At 44.8% G+C, this 19,284-nt stretch carries 16 protein-coding genes; 14 read left to right on the forward strand and 2 right to left on the reverse strand.

What is annotated here, in order from left to right; genetic code table 11:
• Positions 1–108: 108 nt before the first annotated feature.
• A complete protein-coding gene (locus MHH86_RS16025; protein ID WP_342479355.1) occupies positions 109–729 on the reverse strand; it encodes a hypothetical protein in 621 nt (206 codons plus the stop codon).
• 302 nt (positions 730–1,031) lie between these two features.
• Here MHH86_RS16025 and nikB point away from each other — a divergent pair, with 302 nt between their 5' ends.
• The 8 genes from nikB (at position 1,032) to MHH86_RS16065 (ending at position 8,959) form a co-directional block, all read left to right on the forward strand.
• Positions 1,032–1,976: a nickel ABC transporter permease gene (nikB, locus tag MHH86_RS16030; protein ID WP_342479356.1), complete on the forward strand. Its 945-nt coding sequence runs from the start codon at positions 1,032–1,034 to the stop codon at positions 1,974–1,976.
• Positions 1,977–2,008: 32 nt separating this feature from the next.
• Entirely contained in the window at positions 2,009–2,845 is an 837-nt protein-coding gene (gene nikC, locus MHH86_RS16035) for a nickel transporter permease (RefSeq protein WP_143763136.1), read from the forward strand.
• On the forward strand, positions 2,842–3,627 hold the full coding sequence (locus MHH86_RS16040) for an ABC transporter ATP-binding protein (protein ID WP_051490952.1): 786 nt from the start codon (positions 2,842–2,844) through the stop codon (positions 3,625–3,627). The genes nikC and MHH86_RS16040 overlap by 4 nt, the downstream gene beginning before the upstream one ends.
• Positions 3,628–3,664: 37 nt before the next feature.
• Positions 3,665–4,513, forward strand: a complete 849-nt coding sequence (locus MHH86_RS16045; RefSeq protein ID WP_051490951.1) for an ATP-binding cassette domain-containing protein — start codon at positions 3,665–3,667, stop codon at positions 4,511–4,513.
• Between the two features lie 18 nt (positions 4,514–4,531).
• A complete protein-coding gene (locus MHH86_RS16050) occupies positions 4,532–6,205 on the forward strand; it encodes a nickel ABC transporter substrate-binding protein (protein ID WP_038571294.1) in 1,674 nt (557 codons plus the stop codon).
• On the forward strand, positions 6,205–6,957 hold the full coding sequence (locus MHH86_RS16055; protein ID WP_038571297.1) for a class I SAM-dependent methyltransferase: 753 nt from the start codon (positions 6,205–6,207) through the stop codon (positions 6,955–6,957). The genes MHH86_RS16050 and MHH86_RS16055 overlap by 1 nt, the downstream gene beginning before the upstream one ends.
• Before the next feature lie 7 nt (positions 6,958–6,964).
• Positions 6,965–7,714 (forward strand): class I SAM-dependent methyltransferase, encoded by a 750-nt coding sequence (locus MHH86_RS16060; protein WP_038571300.1) that lies wholly within the window; start codon positions 6,965–6,967, stop codon positions 7,712–7,714.
• Positions 7,715–7,975: 261 nt separating this feature from the next.
• Positions 7,976–8,959 (forward strand): alpha/beta hydrolase, encoded by a 984-nt coding sequence (locus tag MHH86_RS16065; protein ID WP_038571303.1) that lies wholly within the window; start codon positions 7,976–7,978, stop codon positions 8,957–8,959.
• 82 nt (positions 8,960–9,041) lie between these two features.
• On the opposite strand, the gene MHH86_RS16070 is transcribed toward MHH86_RS16065, so the two are convergent.
• Positions 9,042–9,677: a TetR/AcrR family transcriptional regulator gene (locus MHH86_RS16070; protein ID WP_200870205.1), complete on the reverse strand. Its 636-nt coding sequence runs from the start codon at positions 9,675–9,677 to the stop codon at positions 9,042–9,044.
• 80 nt (positions 9,678–9,757) lie between these two features.
• On the opposite strand from MHH86_RS16070, the gene MHH86_RS16075 reads away from it, so the two are divergent.
• From MHH86_RS16075 to MHH86_RS16100, 6 genes are all read left to right on the forward strand, one after another.
• Positions 9,758–11,605, forward strand: a complete 1,848-nt coding sequence (locus tag MHH86_RS16075) for a hypothetical protein (RefSeq protein ID WP_076143655.1) — start codon at positions 9,758–9,760, stop codon at positions 11,603–11,605.
• A gap of 565 nt (positions 11,606–12,170) precedes the next feature.
• On the forward strand, positions 12,171–13,535 hold the full coding sequence (locus MHH86_RS16080) for a cytochrome ubiquinol oxidase subunit I (protein ID WP_076099136.1): 1,365 nt from the start codon (positions 12,171–12,173) through the stop codon (positions 13,533–13,535).
• Positions 13,532–14,548 (forward strand): cytochrome d ubiquinol oxidase subunit II, encoded by a 1,017-nt coding sequence (locus MHH86_RS16085; RefSeq protein ID WP_036677093.1) that lies wholly within the window; start codon positions 13,532–13,534, stop codon positions 14,546–14,548. Before MHH86_RS16080 ends, MHH86_RS16085 begins: the two co-directional genes overlap by 4 nt.
• 68 nt (positions 14,549–14,616) lie before the next feature.
• Positions 14,617–16,461, forward strand: coding sequence for a thiol reductant ABC exporter subunit CydD (cydD, locus tag MHH86_RS16090; RefSeq protein WP_076106652.1), 1,845 nt, complete (start codon positions 14,617–14,619; stop codon positions 16,459–16,461).
• Positions 16,458–18,185 carry a thiol reductant ABC exporter subunit CydC gene (gene cydC, locus MHH86_RS16095; RefSeq protein WP_342479357.1) on the forward strand — a complete coding sequence of 576 codons (1,728 nt, stop codon included), beginning with the start codon at positions 16,458–16,460 and terminating at the stop codon, positions 18,183–18,185. Before cydD ends, cydC begins: the two co-directional genes overlap by 4 nt.
• A gap of 383 nt (positions 18,186–18,568) precedes the next feature.
• Complete coding sequence (locus MHH86_RS16100) at positions 18,569–19,192, forward strand: hypothetical protein (protein WP_143760499.1); 624 nt, start codon at positions 18,569–18,571, stop codon at positions 19,190–19,192.
• Positions 19,193–19,284: the final 92 nt, after the last annotated feature.

A 19,284-nucleotide genomic window follows, 5' to 3' on the forward strand; every position in this document is an offset into this window, starting at 1 on the left:
AAACGAAGAGCGCCGGATTCCAGGCCGCTCTTCGTTTTTTACATTACCATTAGTTCATTGTGCCTCGCAAAAAGCCCTGGTTCGCACCAGGGCTGCAAATCATATGGATTATAGGCCGCTATCATCGGTAGTTTCGTAACCATAGTCGAAGGTCTCGATAGTACCATCATCATATTGAAGTGTGAGCTGGTCAATAATAATCGTATGTATTGTATTCTGATATGTAAAATCACTGAAAATAAATAAAGTATCATTGGGCTCAACCGGCCCCACATATTTAAGCGAAAAGCTGCTCTTGCCGTTCAGCTGATCATTGGAAGGATCGCCTACTGGATTAAACGTGCTGATGTGGGCTGTGTAATAATTGATCCTTTTACCGGTTAAGTTGTCAGCTTCCCAGGTCAGCTTAACAGCATCGGCAGAGTTCGTACTATACTTGAATTCTAATGGCGCACCAATCCCTTGCCCGGATGGGGTATCTGCTGCTGGCAGATCTTCAGCTTCATCACCGGCGGGTCCGGTATCATCGTCCGAAGGCATATCTTCCAAGACAACGGCTTCCGGGGAAGGTGAAGATTCAGTAGGATCTGATTCAATAGAATTGGACCCAGTAGTGTTGGATTCAGCAGCAATAGCAGCTTTATCTGCGGTACTAGGTGGTATTTCTTCGATAACGGGATTACTTGCCACATTCTGCCCATTCAAGCGTGTTTCAACGCTAGGGGCCACGTAAATTCCTAAAAGAAAAGCTATCATGATGGATAAAACATAGATGAGGACTAAATTGAACCGATTCAAATACACACTTCCTTTATTGTTATTTTTAATATGAACCTACTTATAATGACATGATTATTAAGGATTTGACAATATTATTGCAAAAAAAAGTTGCGACTGTGCAGAGGCCAAATGTTTAAAGATCAACTCATTTAATATGGGTTGATTTTTTTATGTCCTACATGAAATAAATCAAATTAAGACTATTAATTTAAAAAGATTATGCTATAATCGTAATTATTACGATTAAGATCTTGGAGTTGAATGCCATCAATCGATACTTGTTGCAACGCTTATTGCAGCTCATCCCCGTGCTGCTCGGTATCTCTTGCATTACCTTTGCGCTGATGCACTTAACGCCAGGTGATCCAGTGGAGATCATGCTGCGTGCTGACGGCATTAAACCCACGCAGGAAGCTGTTGAGGTGACCAGACTTGCACTTGGTCTGGATGGTCCTGTACATAAGCAATATTTTCATTGGTTGAACCGGGTGTCCCATCTCGATTTAGGCCTATCTTACAGCAGCGGTCGTCCAGTATTCACAGAGCTAATGAGTCGCTTTCCGGCAACTATACTGCTCAGTGCCTGTTCCGTATTGTCCGCTATTCTTATTGCCTTGCCTATAGGAGTGGGATCTGCACTAAATCCGGGTAAATTGCTTGATCGACTGGGAAGAGTATGTGCACTGCTCAGTGTTTCAATGCCGGGATACTGGCTAAGTCTGCTCCTAATTTATTATGGTGCGGTGAAGTTTAAGCTATTTCCTGTGATGGGAATGGATGGGGTATCCAGTGTCATTCTACCTGCCCTCACACTAGGATTTGGAATGGCAGGAGTCTACATCCGCTTGATTCGTTCCAGTCTTCTAGACGTTTTGGGCAAGCGGTACATCACAGCAGCTAGAGCTAAGGGGCTGCAGGAATGGAGAATAATCATTCGGCATGCACTTCGTAATGCGCTTCTTCCGAGTCTTACCCTCCTTGGAGTTAACATAGCGGGGCTATTGGGCGGTTCCGTTATTGTTGAAACTATATTTTCTTGGCCGGGAATCGGTAAGTATGCCATTGAGGCGATTTTTGCGAAAGACTATATTGTCATTCAGGGTTACGTATTATGGATGGCTGTTGTCGTTGTCCTGATTAACTTGACAGTGGATTTATTACATCTGCTGCTGGATCCGCGAATCAGGCTGCGGTGACGATTTAGAAGGAGCGGATTGTCATATTTCGTATTAGCTTATTTAAGAATAAGGGATCAAGGTTAGGAGCGGGCATAGTACTTTTGTTCATATGCGTTGGAGTCTTTGCCCCATGGCTTTCACCTTCCGATCCGCTGCAGATTCACATGGAACACAAACTGGCTATGCCTTCCTGGCAATACCCGCTTGGTACGGATCATCTGGGACGCTGTGTCTTATCCCGATTAATCTATGGGACCCGAACCACCCTGAATTATTCGTTTATGGTGTTGATCGTTGTTTTTGCGATTAGCATCCCTGTTGGTTTACTGGCTGGTTACGCTGGCGGCAAGATCGATCATTTGATTATGCGGATCATAGATATATTGCTTGCCTTTCCCAGCTTAATCCTATCCCTTGCGATTACAGCCATGCTAGGTCCCAGTATGAAGAATCTGCTAATCGCATTTGCTGCTGTCTGGTGGACGGGGTATGCCAGAGTGATACGCAGCATGGTCCTTCAAATCAAGGAAAGTGAATATATTACAGCGGCCAAAGCGTCAGGCACTTCTCATTTACAAATTATTTTCAGGCATATTCTGCTGAACGCAGCCCGGCCTATTCTGGTTCTTGCTTCTATGGAAGTGGGTACGATTATGCTCTCCATTGCGGGTTTGTCCTTTCTGGGTTTGGGAGCTCAGCCGCCTACACCGGAATGGGGAGTAATGCTGAACGACAGCCGTGCCTATATTCAAACGGAGCCACGGTTGATGCTATTTCCGGGAATGATGATCATGCTGGCGGTTCTGGGCTTTAATCTGTTGGGAGATGGCTTGCGACAACCAGAGCGTGTTTTCGATTCTGCAGTGAAGTGGGGGGCCAGAACATGATGGCAGAGTCTCCACTGCTGAAGGTCAGTCATTTACGCACCTGCTTTCACACAGGCAGTTATAAAGTTACGGCAGTTGATGATGTCAGTATCGAGGTGAAATCCCGGCAGATTGTCGCACTTGTAGGCGAGAGCGGCAGCGGTAAAAGTGTTACGGCAATGTCCATATTAGGATTATTAGATTCTCCAGGCTTAGTTGAGAGTGGAGAAATCTGGCTTAAGGGTAACAATCTTCGTGAGTGCTCCAGCCGTCAGTTACGGAAGCTTCGGGGAACAGAAATGGCCGTAATCTTTCAAGATCCTATGAACGCGCTGAATCCGGTACTTACTATTGGCAGGCAGATCACGGAGACGATTAAACTGCATAAGCGGGTGTCGGGAAAAGAAGCAAGATTACTTGCCATGAAGCAGATGGAGCAAGCAGGGCTCAGCGATCCTGAATTACTTTTCAATAAATATCCTTTTCAAATTAGCGGTGGTATGTGTCAAAGAGTAATGATTGCCATCGCACTGGTATCCGGTGCAAAATTATTAATTGCAGATGAGCCTACAACGGCATTGGATGTAACCATTCAAGCCCAGATTCTTAAAGAGCTGGACCGAATCAGATGGACGAACAATGTCGGCATCCTATTAATTACCCATGATCTAGGCGTTGTTGCGGAGCTTGCAGATTATGTATATGTGATGAAGTCCGGGAAGATCGTGGAATCAGGCAATGTGTTTGAACTCTTTTCTAATCCCGTGCATCCCTATACTCAATACTTAATGGAGTGCAGATAACAACGGTAATATTACATTTTTCAGGGACGTGGTGATCTTGAAGTTATTGGAAGCGGTAAGCCTGAACAAGAAATATGGGATGGAAAGGGGGTGGTTCACACGTAATGCCAGAAGTGTTCATGCCGTCAACAACCTGTCTCTCAGTCTGGAGAGCGGCGAAACCCTTGGATTAGTGGGGGAAAGTGGCTGTGGTAAGAGCACTTTGGCCAGACTTCTTCTGGGACTGGAGAAACCATCCTCCGGAAGAGTTATGTACCGGAACGAGGATTATACGGACTGGAGCTTCAGCGAAATGCGCATGATCCGCAGGAAGATGCAGATGGTGTTTCAGAACAGTCTGGCTTCATTTAATCCGTTGTTTACGGTAGAGCAGATTATCGGGGAGCCTCTTCGAAACTATGGAGAGAGGAAGGCTGGAGCCCGCAGGGTTACGGTAGCAGACACACTTGAGCTTGTGGGACTTGAACGGCAGCATATTCACCGCTATCCGCATGAACTCAGCGGTGGACAGCAGCAAAGGGTCGGAATTGCACGAGCGATCACCTTGCGGCCGGAGCTGATTATCTGTGATGAACCTTTCTCGAGTCTCGATGTCACCCTGCGAAAGCAAATGATGGATCTGCTGCAGGAGTTGAAGCATGAGCTGGGATTATCCTATGTATTCATTACACATGACTTGTCAGTTGTAAATCGTTTTTGCGACAGTGTGGCAGTGATGTGTCAAGGGGAAATAGTAGAGAAGCAATCAGGTGCAACTATGTTGCAGCAAGCAGACCACCCTTATACAAGAACATTACTCTCTTCGGTACCCGTGCAGGACCCCCGCTTAAGGAAGAAGAGACTGGGCACAGAGTGGCAACCCAGCCATTCCTATGATGTTAAGTAGAGAAAGGATGTACCAAGAATGAGAACGAACCTTAAGACAAAAAGCCTATTATCAAAATCGTTATTCTTTATGCTTCTTGTGGTAGTTATGGTGATATCAGGTTGCGGTAACAGTAATAACAGCAATTCTACGGCTAGAGCCAATAATACCGCCAATAATGAAGCTGCACAAGGATCTGAAGCTCAGGACAAGACAGTCACTGTTGCTATATCGTCCGATGCCGGTATAGACCGATTGGATGCCGGTGCCTATGATGGTTCGATGAATGTGCACGCGATGATATATGAGGGATTAGTGGAGTATAGTGAAAAAGGCGAAATACTGCCGTCGCTTGCGGAGTCTTGGGATATTTCAGAAGATGGGAAAGTATATACGTTCCATCTTCGCCATGACGTCAAATTCTCTGACGGTACGGAGTTTAATGCTGATGCGGTTAAATTCTCCTTCGAACGCTGGATTAAGGATCCAGCCAATTCGTTAAATGTGGCGACTGCGATGCAATCCCTTGTTGTTGTGGACGAACATACGATTACAATGACATTCAACAAAGCGTATTATCCCTTCTTAACCGAGTTATCCTTTGCAAGACCGGTCCGAATTATCAGCCCTTCCGCTGTGGAACCCACAGGAGATATTACGGGTAAATTCATCAAAGCGATTGGAACTGGCGCATGGATGGCTGAGAGCTACAAAACAGATCAGGAAGCCGTACTCGTCAGAAATCCGAATTATTGGGGAGAAATGCCGAAGCTGTCGAAAATTATTTTAAAGGTAATCCCTGATCCACAGTCCAGAGTACTAGCGCTGCAAGCGGGAGATGTTGACATTGCCGGGGGACAAATGGGAAAGATTCCGGTCGAAAGCGTGCCAGTGATTGAAGCGGATTCTTCGCTGACCTTGCAAAAAGCACAAGGAACAAACTCTCATTTCATGATCTTTAACTACAAAACGCCCGCACTTCAAGATCTGAATGTGCGCAAAGCTATCAATTTGGCAATTAATAAAAAAAGCATTGTCGATGATCTTATGGACGGTATCGGCAGTGAAGCCCAAGGTCTGTTCCCGTTGACGGTTCCTTATGTGACGGAATCCAATAATACCTGGTACGGCTTCGATCCGCTGGAAGCGAAGCAGCTGCTAGCAACTGCCGGTTACACGGATTCGGACGGAGATGGAATGGTACAGAAGGACGGAGCGCAGCTTGAGCTTAATTTCGTGCTGCAGCAGGCTGAGTATCCCGAATGGAAGTCCATCAGTGAACTGGTTCAGTCTGAGTTAAAGGAGATTGGCATTAGAGTGAATCTTCAGGTTCTTGAACCGAATGCCTATTACGATGCCTTATGGACAAGCAAAGCCTATGATCTAATTATGTACCGGACTTATGACGATGCCTATAATCCGCATGCATTCTTGCTCTCCTTATTTCATAAAACAGCTGATGCATCTGCTGTGGTATGGTCTGATCCTGCACTAGAATCTCAAATTGACACAGCAGTAGGAACAACCGATATTCAGGAACGTCAGACCGCATATGACTCCATTTTTTCCAAATTGTATCAGGAGGCTATGTTTGCAGCTATTTATTTCCCTGACGATATCTTGGCAGTAAATAATAGAGTGACTGGATTTAAACCGGGGTACTCCACCTTTATGCCGGTCTTCTGGAATCTACTCGACATAGGAGAAAAATGATGTTAAAAGAGATTTCGAAATACTGGACATCAAGCTCGGAGAGTTATGACAAAGTCATACAGACTCAATTCCGCAGTAAAAAAACTATAAACCTCTGGAAACAACTGCTTATTAAAGGGTTGGGAACAACTCCCCAGCAAAAGGTGCTGGATGTGGGAACAGGACCTGGCTTTTTCTCCATACTCTTATCACAGATGGGTCATCTGCCTACAGCGGTGGATGCCTCTCAGGGAATGATAGATAGAGCTTCACGAAATTTTGAGAGTTATGGATACAAAGTTCCAGCTTATGTCGCTGATGCTGCCGACTTGCATATGGAGCTAGAGAATAGCTTTGATGCAGTGGTCTGCAGGGATGTAGTATGGACGCTGCCTGATCCACAGAGGGCTTATGCTGAATGGTACCGGATTCTAAAACCGGGCGGGACTCTGATTATTTTTGACGGCAACTATTTATATAAAGAGAGCAAGACTGTATTCCGTAAACTTTGGTATGCTTTGTCCTGGACGCTGATTCTGCTCACAGAACAAAGAATCCGCCAGCGAAGCAGTCAAGATAAAAGCCTGCTAAGCGAGTTGCCATTTGTTAATGTATTACGGCCTGAAGCTGACGAGACAGCGCTGAAACAGGCCGGGTTCCGAACCATAGATGTTCACCGAAACTTTATCCCTGCCCGTGCGATGCCGCTAGATTATTTGAAATACGGTTACCAGAATGTAAACCGGTTCATGATACTTGCCAAGAAGGAGTGAATGATAAATGGGTATACAACAAGAGGTGGAAATGTATTGGGAAGGCGAAGCTGAGCTGTACAGCGAAGGCATTCAGAAGGAACTGAACGGATTCCAGCGGGAGGCCTGGCTGAAGCTTATCCTCGCTAACGCACCACAGAAGGAAAGATTGCAGGTTCTAGATATTGGCTGCGGGCCTGGCTTCTTCTCTGTGATTCTCTCAAGTGCCGGGCATCTGGTTACTGCGATCGATTGTACCGACAATATGCTGGAAGAAGCACGTTCCCACTCCAGTCGGGAAGGTGTCACCGTTACTTTCCGCAAGATGGATTCGCACAAGCTTGACTTTGCTGCGGAGAATTTCGATCTGATCGTGTGCCGCAATGTTACCTGGAGCCTTACCGATCCGCAGTCAGCTTACAAAGAGTGGAAAAGAGTACTTAAGCCTGGGGGACGGCTACTGGTTTTTGATGCCAACTGGAATCGCCATCTCTGGGACGAAGAGATGCAGCAAAAGCGAGTAGAGGATCAGAAAGTCTATGTAGATAAGGGCTTTGGTGAGCTCCCGCATCATAAGGACATAGAGGAGACAGACCGTCTGAGTCTTGTATTGCCACTGACCAGAGAGTGGCGTCCCGAATGGGATATACGGACTCTCAAGGAAGAAGGATTCACCACTATTTTTGCTGAAGAGAATTTGAACGCCAAAGTACTGGATGAGAAACAGCAAGTCTTAAACCGGTCAACACCGATGTTCATGATTTGTGCTGAAAAATAATATAATAGTGAGAACCTACACATAATTAAATGAAGTAACAATAAAAAGCAGCGATCCTCTAAATGAGAGGCGCTGCTTTTTGAGTAAAGGACAAGAACATTATTTCATTTCCGATTTGATGTTGATCTAAAACCTCTTTTTTGGCTTGTTCATATTCCGTTCATATTGTCGTCACGAAGAGTACATCTTGATTGATTACACTTTGAATATGTCGTCAAGGCGGCACTTCAGATACAGGGACAAGGAAGGGAAGAGATCAACGTGGCAAATAAGGTGGAAATAAAAACAACTGGGACTAAGAGCCACAAGAAACGGAACCTATGGTTAAAAATAATCGGAGGTATTGTAGGGGCGCTAGTGTTGTTCATGGGCATCGTTTTTATCGTTGATGCAATCAGCGACGGGGTAGAGAAAAAGAAAATCGAATCGTATGGCCAGTATGTCAATGTGGATGGGAAAAAGATGAATGTGCTTATTCAAGGCAGCGGAGAACAAACGGTTGTACTCCTACCAGGACAAGGAACCCCGACACCTGCACTTGATTTCAAATTGCTGATCGATGAGATTACCCCTAATTACAAAGTCGTGGTGGTCGAGCCTTTCGGTTATGGTTTGAGCGATGAAACCGAGAAGGAAAGAACGACTGAGAATATAGTAAGTGAGGTTCACGAAGCTTTGCAGCAACTGGGTGTAGACCGTTACATTCTAATGGGACATTCCATCGCGGGACTATACGGAGCGACCTATGTGAACACATATCCGGATGAAGTTCTTGCTTTTGTCGGCATCGATAGCAGCGTTCCCAATCAACCCGGAATGGATGTCAAATTACCTTTGAAAGCCATGCAATTTCTTCAAAAATCAGGTCTAATGAGATTGGTCCAAAAAGTGAGCGGAGATCCGTATGAATCGCTTGCATTCGATGAGCATACCAAAGAACAAATGCGTTTGATTTCGAATCAAGTCGCGACCAATCCAACGTTGATGAATGAACTGAGCCACCTCGGTTCCAATTTCAAAAATGGAGAAAAAATCACAATGCCAAATGACTTGCCGTTGCTTCTCTTCGTTCAATCGAATAACGAGCACAATAAACAGTGGATTCCGCTGCATGAGGAGCAAGTCAAACAATCCGCACAGGGCAAAATGATCCCAATGGAAGGTTCACATTATCTGCATCATACAAAATATAAAGAAATCGCTGAGGCATTCAAAGAGTACATGAAACAAATTCAAATTCAATAGTAGGGTTGATAATTAAACTGCGGAGCCGAACTTGGTTCCGTGGTTTCTTTGTTTTTTCATTTATAAACACGATTTTTAAACCTTATTCCTGGGACATTGGAGTATGGTATACCTCAAGACAAATTTTGGTCATTTCGTCAATGGATTTTGCAAAGTCTGATTGTATCCATTTAAGGAGAACATTATAGAGGGCCCCTGCTTTAAAGTATATTCGGTACACATTCTCGTCGCTTTTGTCATGAGCAGTAGAAAGCATCATTTCATTCAAGCAATCCAGAATTACATGATCAAATTTTGCACTTTGAAGTGCTTTGTAGATGTTCCGCTGCTGAAAAATAACTTCAAAAAGCACTTTGATAAATTTTTGAGGTTCTTTAGCTTTGCCTGTTAATTCATTGGTGTAAGGTAAGAGTTTTTGATTAATTTCGAAAATAAGCGAATCGACCAAATCCACCAGGATCTCTTGCTTGGAGGAATAGTTGTTGTAATAGGCCGTTCGAGAAACCCCTGCGCGTTTCACAATATCGGTGATGGTGATTTTACTAAAAGACTGTTCCTGGATCAAGAAGACTAATGCCGTGCAGATGGCTTCTCTTGTCAAACGGTTAGTTTCTTTATTGGAACGATGCTGAGAGGTATTTGGACTGTATAATTCATGATTTGAGATGACATTTCCCCTCCGTTTGTACATTCTGATGTTCGTTTCATTGTTTTTCATGAGTCTTTTCAATATGCTAAAACCATAAGGCATTACAAATGTAATGTCAAAATAATCGTTAGTTAAAATGGGAGGGCGTCATGTTAGAAATCTTATATAGACGATTGTCAGCGGTGCTGCTTTTGATCCTAGCACTCTGTGCTACGGTATTCATTGGCAAAGAAATGGTAATCTCGATCGTGACCATTATCTTTTTGTTAGCAGATTTAGGCATTTCTTTTTTACTCTTAAAGAAACGTGAGAAGGTACATGTGGTTTTTATTAGTGTGATGGTGGCAGAAGGGCTATTCTTACTAACAAGAGAATTTTGGCTGCTTGCGCTTTCTATCCTGCTGCTGATCGTAGCGGGCATATGTAGAGGACTCTTTGGGCAATCGGGGAGCAAAAGAGTCACTCCGTTTCTAGCCGTTCGTAAAGTGTTATTCAGCATTACTGCACTTATCGTTACTGCACTTTGGGGGATTGGAATCTATGCAAAACCTATTACAACACCTGTGGCATTATCAGCTGATGCGGCTATGACGATCGATGAACGTAAATTGGATTCTGCAGCAATGATGCTGAAAGATATTGAAGTAATGAATTCTTTTGGAAGCCGTACAACCGGCTCTGAGGGTCACAATCAGTTTATTGCTTGGCTGGAGCAGCAGGTAACGGATATGGGGCTGCAAGTACATCGTGATCGCTATACTTTTGACAGATGGGAAGAAAAGAACAGTGCTTTAATGATTGATCAGCAGGCAATTCATGTCTCTTCAGCTTTTCCCTATTCCGGGGAAACTGACGAAAAAGGTGTGACAGGGGAGCTGGTGTATACGAAGCGTGGTGAATATGGCCAGGCCAGTGGAAAAATTGCTGTCATTGAAATTGAGAATTTTAGAAATTTTCCAAGTGGGATCGTTATGAATATGCGGGATTCATCTCCAATGGACAACCAAATTGCCCCAAATGAAGGCGATCTGGTCCTCACTACAGCTTTAAAAGAAGCTAAATTGGAGCAAGCGACGGAAATGGGCGTAAAAGCTGTTGTTTTAGTCTGGAAAGGGGTATCTGACGATAAGGTTGAAGAGCAATATGTGCCTTTTACCACCGATTATGCAGGAATCCCTGCAATCTGGGTTAATGAAACGGAAGGGAAAAAGGTGATCAGCGCAGCTCAGGAGCATAAAGAAGGTACGGTTATTTTAGAAGCGGAAATTCAAAAAGATGCCCCAACAGAATCCTTTTATGTGAAAATTGACGGTAAGAATAAAGACGAAGCGATTATCGTAAATACCCATACGGATGGGATAAATGTAGTGGAGGAGAATGGCGCTGTGGGCATGCTGTCTATGATTCGTTACTTACAGCAGGAGCAGCCGGAACGTACGATGATTTTCGCTTTTGTGACAGGACATTTTAGATTACCGGAGTTCAAAGGGTCCTCTCAGGCAACTTCCACCTGGATGGAGGGGCATCGAGAGCTGTGGGATGGCAAGAATGGTCATTTAAAAGCTGTAGCTGGAATTACGGTTGAGCATTTAGGCAGCATGGAGTGGAAGGACGATGATACGGGTCATTATGGTCCAACTGGACAAATAAGTACAGAATATACGTATGCAGGCAATGAAATGATGGCAGCCATTTGGCTGAAGGCTATTGAAAAGACAGATAGCACACGTACTGTATTATTGCGTGGACATAACAAGTTTGAGTTTGGAGAGAGTCAGCCCTTATTTGAAGCAGGGATACCGGTGATTGGATTCATTCCAATGCCCGACTATCTGCTCGTGGATAGTGACAACAGAGAGATGGACAAATTTGATGCAAAGCTAATGCATACGCAAATTGTATCGTTGCTGAAAGCGGTCAAGCTAGTGGACGGAACGGAGACAACTAAGCTTGGGAAGTCAGATGGGTATTCTTTTTTCTACGGTCGTACTAAATGATAGTGGCAGTTCAAGATTTGTCATGACGAAGATGACATTAGCTTGAATTCAAAAACACTGATGATTTAAGTCAGTGTTTTTTTGTTGCAAAAAGGGGGTATATTACGGCTTAAAATCAGAAAATTTCGTTTTTTTGTTAGCATCGAAGTAGGAGGAAACTTGTGACATCACATATACGCTAATCAATCAATAGCTCCTTCGGGTGCTTTTTGTGTTATTCACTGAGTTGTTAGAAAGATTTGTCCCTTTCTTGAACGTTTAGGGATTAAGAGATGTCGATGATTGAAATACTTAAAATTTAAGATAAGATAACTTTAATTATTAGGCCACGTTATTAATTTGACTGCTCAGTAACAGGTAAATCAGGTTCGCCAACTCTTGCTTTGTGAAATATTTCTCTTTTTACATAGCAAAGAACGAGGAATGTCATACTAAAACGAACAGGAAACGATGTCGCTGAGCCTTGCTAAACCTGATATTGAATGCAGCCTACAGTTAGCGGGCCTAATCATAAGTATCAACTTAAGACGAAAAATGAACAGAGTTTTGAAGGGAGCAGTAAAGAATGGCAATTGATACGGTGCTATGGAGCAGGCTAGTGACAGGCTTGACTCTCGGATTCCACGTTATTTTTGCGACGATTGGCGTCGGTATACCGCTAATGATCGCTATAGCAGAGTTCATCGGGATCCGGAAGAAAGACCCCCATTATACACTTATGGCAAAGAGGTGGTCTCGAGGATTTGTCATTTCTGTGGCGGTTGGTGTTGTGACCGGTACAGCGATTTCACTACAGCTGGCCCTGGTATGGCCGAATTTTATGAAACTGGCTGGGAATGTCATTGCACTTCCGTTATTCATGGAGGTGTTCGCGTTCTTTTTCGAGGCTATCTTCCTGGGCATTTATTTGTATACGTGGGATCGGTTCAAAAATCCATATACCCATTGGCTGCTGACGATACCGATTGTCGCCGGGGCAGGCATGTCTGCCGTTTTTATTACGACGGTGAACGGATTCATGAACCAGCCTGAAGGCTTTGTCATGGAAGCAGGCCAATTCACAGCGATTAACCCGGTGCAAGCGATGCTGAATACGGCGACGTTCTCCAAAGTGTTCCATGTATTAAGCTCGGCCTATTTAACAGGAGCTGCCTTGTTAGCCGGGATTGCAGCCTTCGCGATGCTGAGAAAAGGTGTGTCCGCATACCACAAAAAATCTTTAAATCTCATGATGGCGGTCGTTTTACTATTCGGTTTGCTGAACACGTTAGCCGGTGATGTGTCCGCCAAGTTTTTGGCCGAGCATCAACCAGAGAAGCTTGCAGCGGCAGAGTGGCATTTTGAGACGAGTAGCAGTGTGGATTTGGTTCTATTGGGATGGCTGAATGCAGAGCATGAAGTTCTAGGGGCTCTTCATCTTCCGAAGCTGCTCAGCTTCCTGGCCTTTGGAGACTTTAATGCAGAGGTGACGGGGCTCGAGGAATTCCCCAAGGAAGAATGGCCACCACTTCTCGTTCATTATCTGTTTGATTTAATGGTCGGAATCGGATTTACTCTGCTCGCGATTTCGTTCCTATATTTTCTGTTTGTGTTCTGGAAAAAGCGTAATGAGCTTAACAAGTGGATGCTTCGCATCATCGCACTGAGCGCCCCCCTCGCTTTTCTGGCTGTTGAGCTGGGCTGGTTTTATGCAGAGGTTGGCCGACAGCCGTGGATTATCCGTGGATATATGCGTGTTGAGGAGGCGGCCACGTCTTCACCGAATGTAAGAATTATATTCTTCGCCTTATTGCTCTTGTACATCGTTCTCGGCAGTATGTGTGTAATCGTGCTAAGACGCTTGTTCAACAATAATCCGGCAGAAGCTGAGATGGAGAAATGGATGAAGGATCATCCTAATCAATCTACGGAAAAGGGGGGCACTGAATGATGAGTTACGAATTGATTGGCATCTCGGTGCTCTGGCTGTTTTTGTACGGCTATTTAATTATAGCTTCCATTGATTTCGGAGCGGGCTTCTTCGCCTTTTATGCCCGTTTAACGAAGCAGGATCATCTCATTAATCGTCTGATTTCGCGTTATTTATCACCCGTTTGGGAAATTACAAATGTATTTTTTATCTTTTTCTACATTGGCATCGTCGGTTTTTTTCCGGACACAGCCTATTATTATGGCTCCGCGCTACTTGTTCCGGGAAGCATTGCATTGATTCTTCTTGCGATTCGCGGTTCATTCTATGCTTTTGAAAATTACGGTTCCAAGAAAAACATAGTATATCTTTTTTTGTACGGAGCTACAGGTTTGCTTATTCCAGCATCGTTGTCAGTGGCGCTAACTTTGTCTGAAGGCAGCTTTATCGTGAAGCAGGGGGAGACGGTTTCTCTGGATTACTGGGCGCTGTTCACCAATCCGTTATCGTGGAGTATCGTTGGACTGGCAATTGTGTCCGTTTTGTTCATTAGCGGCTCATTTCTGACATTTTACGCTTCTCGGGCAGAGGATCATTCCGCGTTGAAGCTGATGCGCAACTACGCCCTGTTTTGGAGCACACCGACGATAATCCTCGCACTTACAGCATTTATCTATTTGGGTCAACACAATGAGCGGCATTTTCAAAATATGATGGATTTATGGTGGTTGCTGGCACTTTCCGTTGCTTTCTTCATGATCGCGATGTGGCTATTATATAACGGACGCCGTTACGGATTAGCTTTTATATGCGTCATGTTGCAATTTTTCTGTGCCTTTTTCGCTTATGGAATTGGGCAATACCCTTATATTCTTGATCCGTATATCACGATTCAGAGCAGTGCAACTTCACCGGCAATGGGCTTAGCATTAGTTATTGTGTTTATCGGCGGTCTATGCCTGTTGATCCCATCCCTTATTCTGGTCTTCAGACTCTTCCTGTTTGATGCGGATTATGTAAAAGGGAAAAAATAAAGCTGATTAATCCATTACGGCATGTTTGAGGTTTCCCTACAAGCCTATATATAAAGGAGGTGTGATCTGTGAAGAGGAAATCCAGTTTGATTTCTCAACAAATGTCTTCACAAAGGAAAAACATGGCTCTCCTCGCAATCATTTCGCTCGGGCTTGGTATAGCTATTGTGAGTCAGGCTGGACTGCTTGCTGAAGCAGTCCAACGGATTTTTGTGGAGAGAGCTTCATTTTCATCGGTTATCCTGTTGCTCGGTATACTTCTGGCTATTATGGCTGTACGCACACTATTGTCTTATGGAAACGGTATTGTTGGCTTGCATATGGCAGCTGCTGCCAAGACAAATATGCGCGCAGCCGTGCTGCAAAACTTGACCCATGCTTCAATGCCTTCAACCCTTAGTGGACAGACGGGAGGGAAGGTCAGTATTGCTCTGGATGCTGTGGATGAGGCTGATAGTTATTTCAGTCAATACATGCCGCGTATGATGGAAGCTGCTATCATCCCGGTTCTGATTTTGGTCGTTACATTTATCCAACATGCCAACACGGGGTTCATTCTATTGTTTACTGCTCCGTTCATCCCGCTGTTCATGATTTTGGTAGGGCTGAAAACGAAGAACAAATCCGAAGAAAAATATGCGCAACTCGCTGAGTTTTCAGGGACGTTTCTGGACTCTCTTCAAGGACTGGTGACATTGAAAATATTTGGACGGGCTCACCGTCAGCAACAGGAGATTGAACGCAGTAGCTTGGGTTATCGTGATGCCACGATGGGTATTTTGAAGATTGCGTTTACGAATACCTTCATGCTGGAATCAATCGTGATGCTAAGCATTGGTATTGTGGCTCTCGAACTGGCCATCCAGTTGCTTGTTTTCAAAGCTATGACGTTCCACACTGCCTTTTTCGTTTTGCTGCTCGTTCCCGAGTTTTACAACCTGTTAAAGAATACGGGAACAGCCTTTCACAGCGGCCGGACAAGTATGGGTGCGGTTCGTAAGGTGGAACAGATGCTTGAGGAAACGGCAGGGGAGAGCAGGGACGCTAATGGCATTGAAGGAGCATTAACAACCGATGGAATCGACGAGATCGACAGCATAGATAAGGTCGGGGATAGGACCGACAGAATAAGCAAACTGGAACTTGCCCATTCTGGAGACCTTTTAATACCACCGTCTATCGTAATTGACCAACTTCGGTTTCAGTATGCTCCAGATTCTTTCGAGCTTAAGACGGGGCGGATCAAGCTTAGCCCAGGAGAACACATTGCGATTGTTGGCAAAAGCGGTTCCGGCAAAACGACTTTGCTACATCTCATTGCCGGTCTGCTGAAACCAGAATCGGGTACGCTTCTGGTGAATGGAAGTCCACTCTCGCAATACGATGAAACCGAATGGTTCGAACATGTTAGCTACATTACACAGCATCCGTATATTTTTGCAGGCACATTTTCTGAAAATATTGCGATTGGTGCTGGTGGAAACATCTCCAGAGCTGAAATTGAGCGGGCGGGGGAGGAAGCCGGACTCGCTGCGCTTACAGCCCAATTAGAGCATGGATTTGATACCTTTGTTGGTGAAGGAGGCCGGGGACTGTCTGGTGGGGAAAAGCAGCGGCTTGCCTTAGCACGCGCTTTTTTGAAGCGTCCTGCTATCATTTTGTTTGATGAACCCACAGTTGGACTGGATTTGCACACCGAGCGGGTACTGCAACGCTCCATAGCCAAACTGGCAAAAACGGCTACGATGATTACGGTGGCTCACCGATTATATACGATTCAACAAGCCGACAAGATTTTGTTTATGGACAATGGAGTGTTGGTGGACTCGGGACGACATGACGAGCTTCTGGAGCGCCTGCCTCAGTATGCCGAGATGATTGATGTAGAGCGGAAAGGGGGGATATCCTCATGAATGAACTGGCTGTTCTGTCAAAGGCGATGATTCAGGAGCGCAAGGATATCATTCTTTCGATTTTGGGTGGATTTATTGCCGGCATAGCCGGTGTGGCACTCTTTTCTGCGAGCGGGTATCTGATTTCACAAACGGTATTTGCGCCACCGCTTTATACTTTAATTGTACTCACCTCCATGGTCAAACTGCTGGGTCTGCTTCGGGCGGCGAGTCGTTATGGAGAACGCTTGTATTCTCACCGGGCGACTTTCTCCATGCTTAGCCGTTTACGTACATCCTTTTTCGCCAAGCTTATTCCTTTAACGCCTGGTATATTGAACAAAAATCGAAGCGGGGATCTGCTTGCGCGGATCGTTGGGGATGTGGAAAGTTTGCAAAATTATTTTTTGCGAGTCGCTTATCCTCCGATCATGGTCGTCATGGTATTTTTGGCTACGGTGCTGTTTACTTCTACCTTTTCGATCTGGATTGCCGTTTTGTTTGTAATAGGTATGCTGGTAACGGCATTCGTTGTACCGGGAATTGTGTTACTCGGGCAGCGGAGAACACATGGACGCGTTCGTGAGCAGAGGGCGCAGCTGTCCACGGAAGTTACCGAAGTGTTGTACGGTTTCCGGGATTTGAAAGTATATGGTCAATTGGCACAGCGGGAGGAGCAGCTTCAGCATGCTTCCGCTGTATTGGCAACTGAACAGCAACGAGCAGCCGGGCACTTGCTGCGCGGGCAATCGATGCATACTTTTGTTACATTTCTCGTTTCCTGGGGAGTGCTGACGCTCGGCTCCTGTTTAATTATGGAAGGAGCGCTTGCAGGCGTATTTCTTGCCATGTTGGTTATGGCATCACAAACCGTATTTGAAGAAGCGACGGCTATGGCCACATTACCCGCGTATAAAGTGGATAGCGAACACGCAGCCAAACGACTGACGGAAACAGTTCAGACTTTTGATGAGCAGTCTTCGCAACCAAGTGGCACATTGCCTGTTAATCATGCTGTTACGATGGAACTATCCAATGTTACATTTCAATATGAAGGGGAGTGGAGACCGGCACTCAGGGATATGTCCCTGCACATTTTACCTGGCTCCAAAACGGCAATAGTCGGGCCGAGTGGGTCAGGAAAATCAACAATTATCGAATTGCTGCTCAAACTGCGAACACCAACGGCTGGCGAGATACGATTAAACGGTATTTCGGTGAAGGAACTGGACGAGACGAGCATTTGGCAAACGGCTAATGTGGTATTTCAGCAAAGTCATTTCTTCCGGGGAACGATTCGGGACAACCTGCTGCTGAATGGAGAAGAACACGGTGACGAACAATTGTTGGATGTGCTAGCTAAAATGCAGCTGCCCGATACATCGTTGACCGATATGGTGTATGAAAAAGGGGAGAATCTGTCAGACGGCGAGAAGCAGAGGTTGGCTATGGCGCGAGCGATGCTCCGCAAAGGACGGGTATGGCTTCTGGACGAACCAACTTCATCGCTGGATTATGTGACAGAGCATCACGTATTGAAGCATCTCTACGCACAGGCGGCTAATGATACGCTTCTCCTGATTTGTCATCGGCTAACCGGATTGGAAGAGATGGACCAGATTGTGGTCATGGACCAAGGCAGGGTAGTCGAAACGGGGTCCTATTCGGAGTTGATGGGGCAAAAAGGCTATTTTTATGAGATGAAACAAATCGAACAGCAAATGATCGGAGAAGTTGAAGTGTAAATATAGACCAAACACATCAACTTGTTGCAAATGTCACTTCTCAGATTCCGATGGTTTATGCACGATTGATTCAAAAAATGGTTAAGATAAAAACTAAAGGTTGATCTTGTTTGGTATTATCCCCTTCAAGTAGACACTCGAAAAAACCTGCATGTTATCATGGAGGTTCGAGTGACACTTGGAGGGGATATTTTTATGGCGAAAAAAGGACAAACATTCCAACGGAAAAGGGCCACACAAGCTCCTTGCGAAGCTCGATTTAGATTGTAATGATCTTTATTGCTGTCACATTTTGGGTCGAGCTCTTCGTTGTATAGAGCGTAAAAACAGAATCGAAAGATGAGGCAGATCGTTTCAAGGCATTTTTTGAACTTAAGGAAAAGGTGCTAAAGAACGGGGAAGCAGGGCTGTTTTATATGGTTGCCAATAACCCGAATCATCAAACAGATCTTGGAACAAAGTTGACTATCTTCTACAATCCATCTCAATTGCGCGATAAGATTACGGATAAATCCATTAAGATCGCAGACAACATCAATGGAAATTATACTTTCCAAAAGGCGGACGTAATCTTTAAAAATGCTCAGGAAGTGAATCCTCCTTCTTCGGAAGAAAAAAAGAAAATGGCAGAAAAGCTGAGAAAACAGGCGGAAGAGTCCAATAAGGGCTATGCAATGATGTCTGTTGAAATGACAGATCAGTTTTCTCTTCTCAATGTTACGTATCAAAATGGCGAAGATAAAATCGGGGTTATGATCAATAATCTGAGCGGGAAAAGCGACCCAACATCGTATATTGACGAGAAAGTTGAATTTAAGCAGGAGAAGGTTCAAGTGAAGGGTGTAGAAATGCTGCATACAGAATTTGGTCCTTCGCAGTGGCACGAGCTGAAATGGGTATACGAGAGCCCAGACAAAAAGGTGAAATACGCCTATACTATACAAGGGGACTTGAATAAGGTAAGCAAAGAAACCTTGATGAAACTTGCCGAAGGTTATTTGGAATAATAAGTCCAACAACAACGGGAATCTTCTCCAATCCAAATGAGGGGATACCCTCTAGTAAGTCATAGTCCTTCTCCATTTTTTATCATAATCGT

The organism is Paenibacillus sp. FSL F4-0097, assembly GCF_038593125.1.
Classification (GTDB): Bacteria; Bacillota; Bacilli; order Paenibacillales; family Paenibacillaceae; genus Paenibacillus_AQ; species Paenibacillus_AQ odorifer.

Bases quoted from the DNA above. Each gene is read 5' to 3' on its own strand.
- MHH86_RS16060 (WP_038571300.1), top strand. From the start codon at position 6,965: ATGGGTATACAACAAGAGGTGGAAATGTATTGGGAAGGCGAAGCTGAG.
- MHH86_RS16055 (WP_038571297.1), top strand. From the start codon at position 6,205: ATGTTAAAAGAGATTTCGAAATACTGGACATCAAGCTCGGAGAGTTAT.
- cydC (WP_342479357.1), top strand. From the start codon at position 16,458: ATGAATGAACTGGCTGTTCTGTCAAAGGCGATGATTCAGGAGCGCAAG.
- MHH86_RS16070 (WP_200870205.1), bottom strand. From the start codon at position 9,677: ATGAAAAACAATGAAACGAACATCAGAATGTACAAACGGAGGGGAAAT.
- MHH86_RS16040 (WP_051490952.1), top strand. From the start codon at position 2,842: ATGATGGCAGAGTCTCCACTGCTGAAGGTCAGTCATTTACGCACCTGC.
- MHH86_RS16080 (WP_076099136.1), top strand. From the start codon at position 12,171: ATGGCAATTGATACGGTGCTATGGAGCAGGCTAGTGACAGGCTTGACT.
- MHH86_RS16050 (WP_038571294.1), top strand. From the start codon at position 4,532: ATGAGAACGAACCTTAAGACAAAAAGCCTATTATCAAAATCGTTATTC.
- MHH86_RS16075 (WP_076143655.1), top strand. From the start codon at position 9,758: ATGTTAGAAATCTTATATAGACGATTGTCAGCGGTGCTGCTTTTGATC.
- MHH86_RS16085 (WP_036677093.1), top strand. From the start codon at position 13,532: ATGATGAGTTACGAATTGATTGGCATCTCGGTGCTCTGGCTGTTTTTG.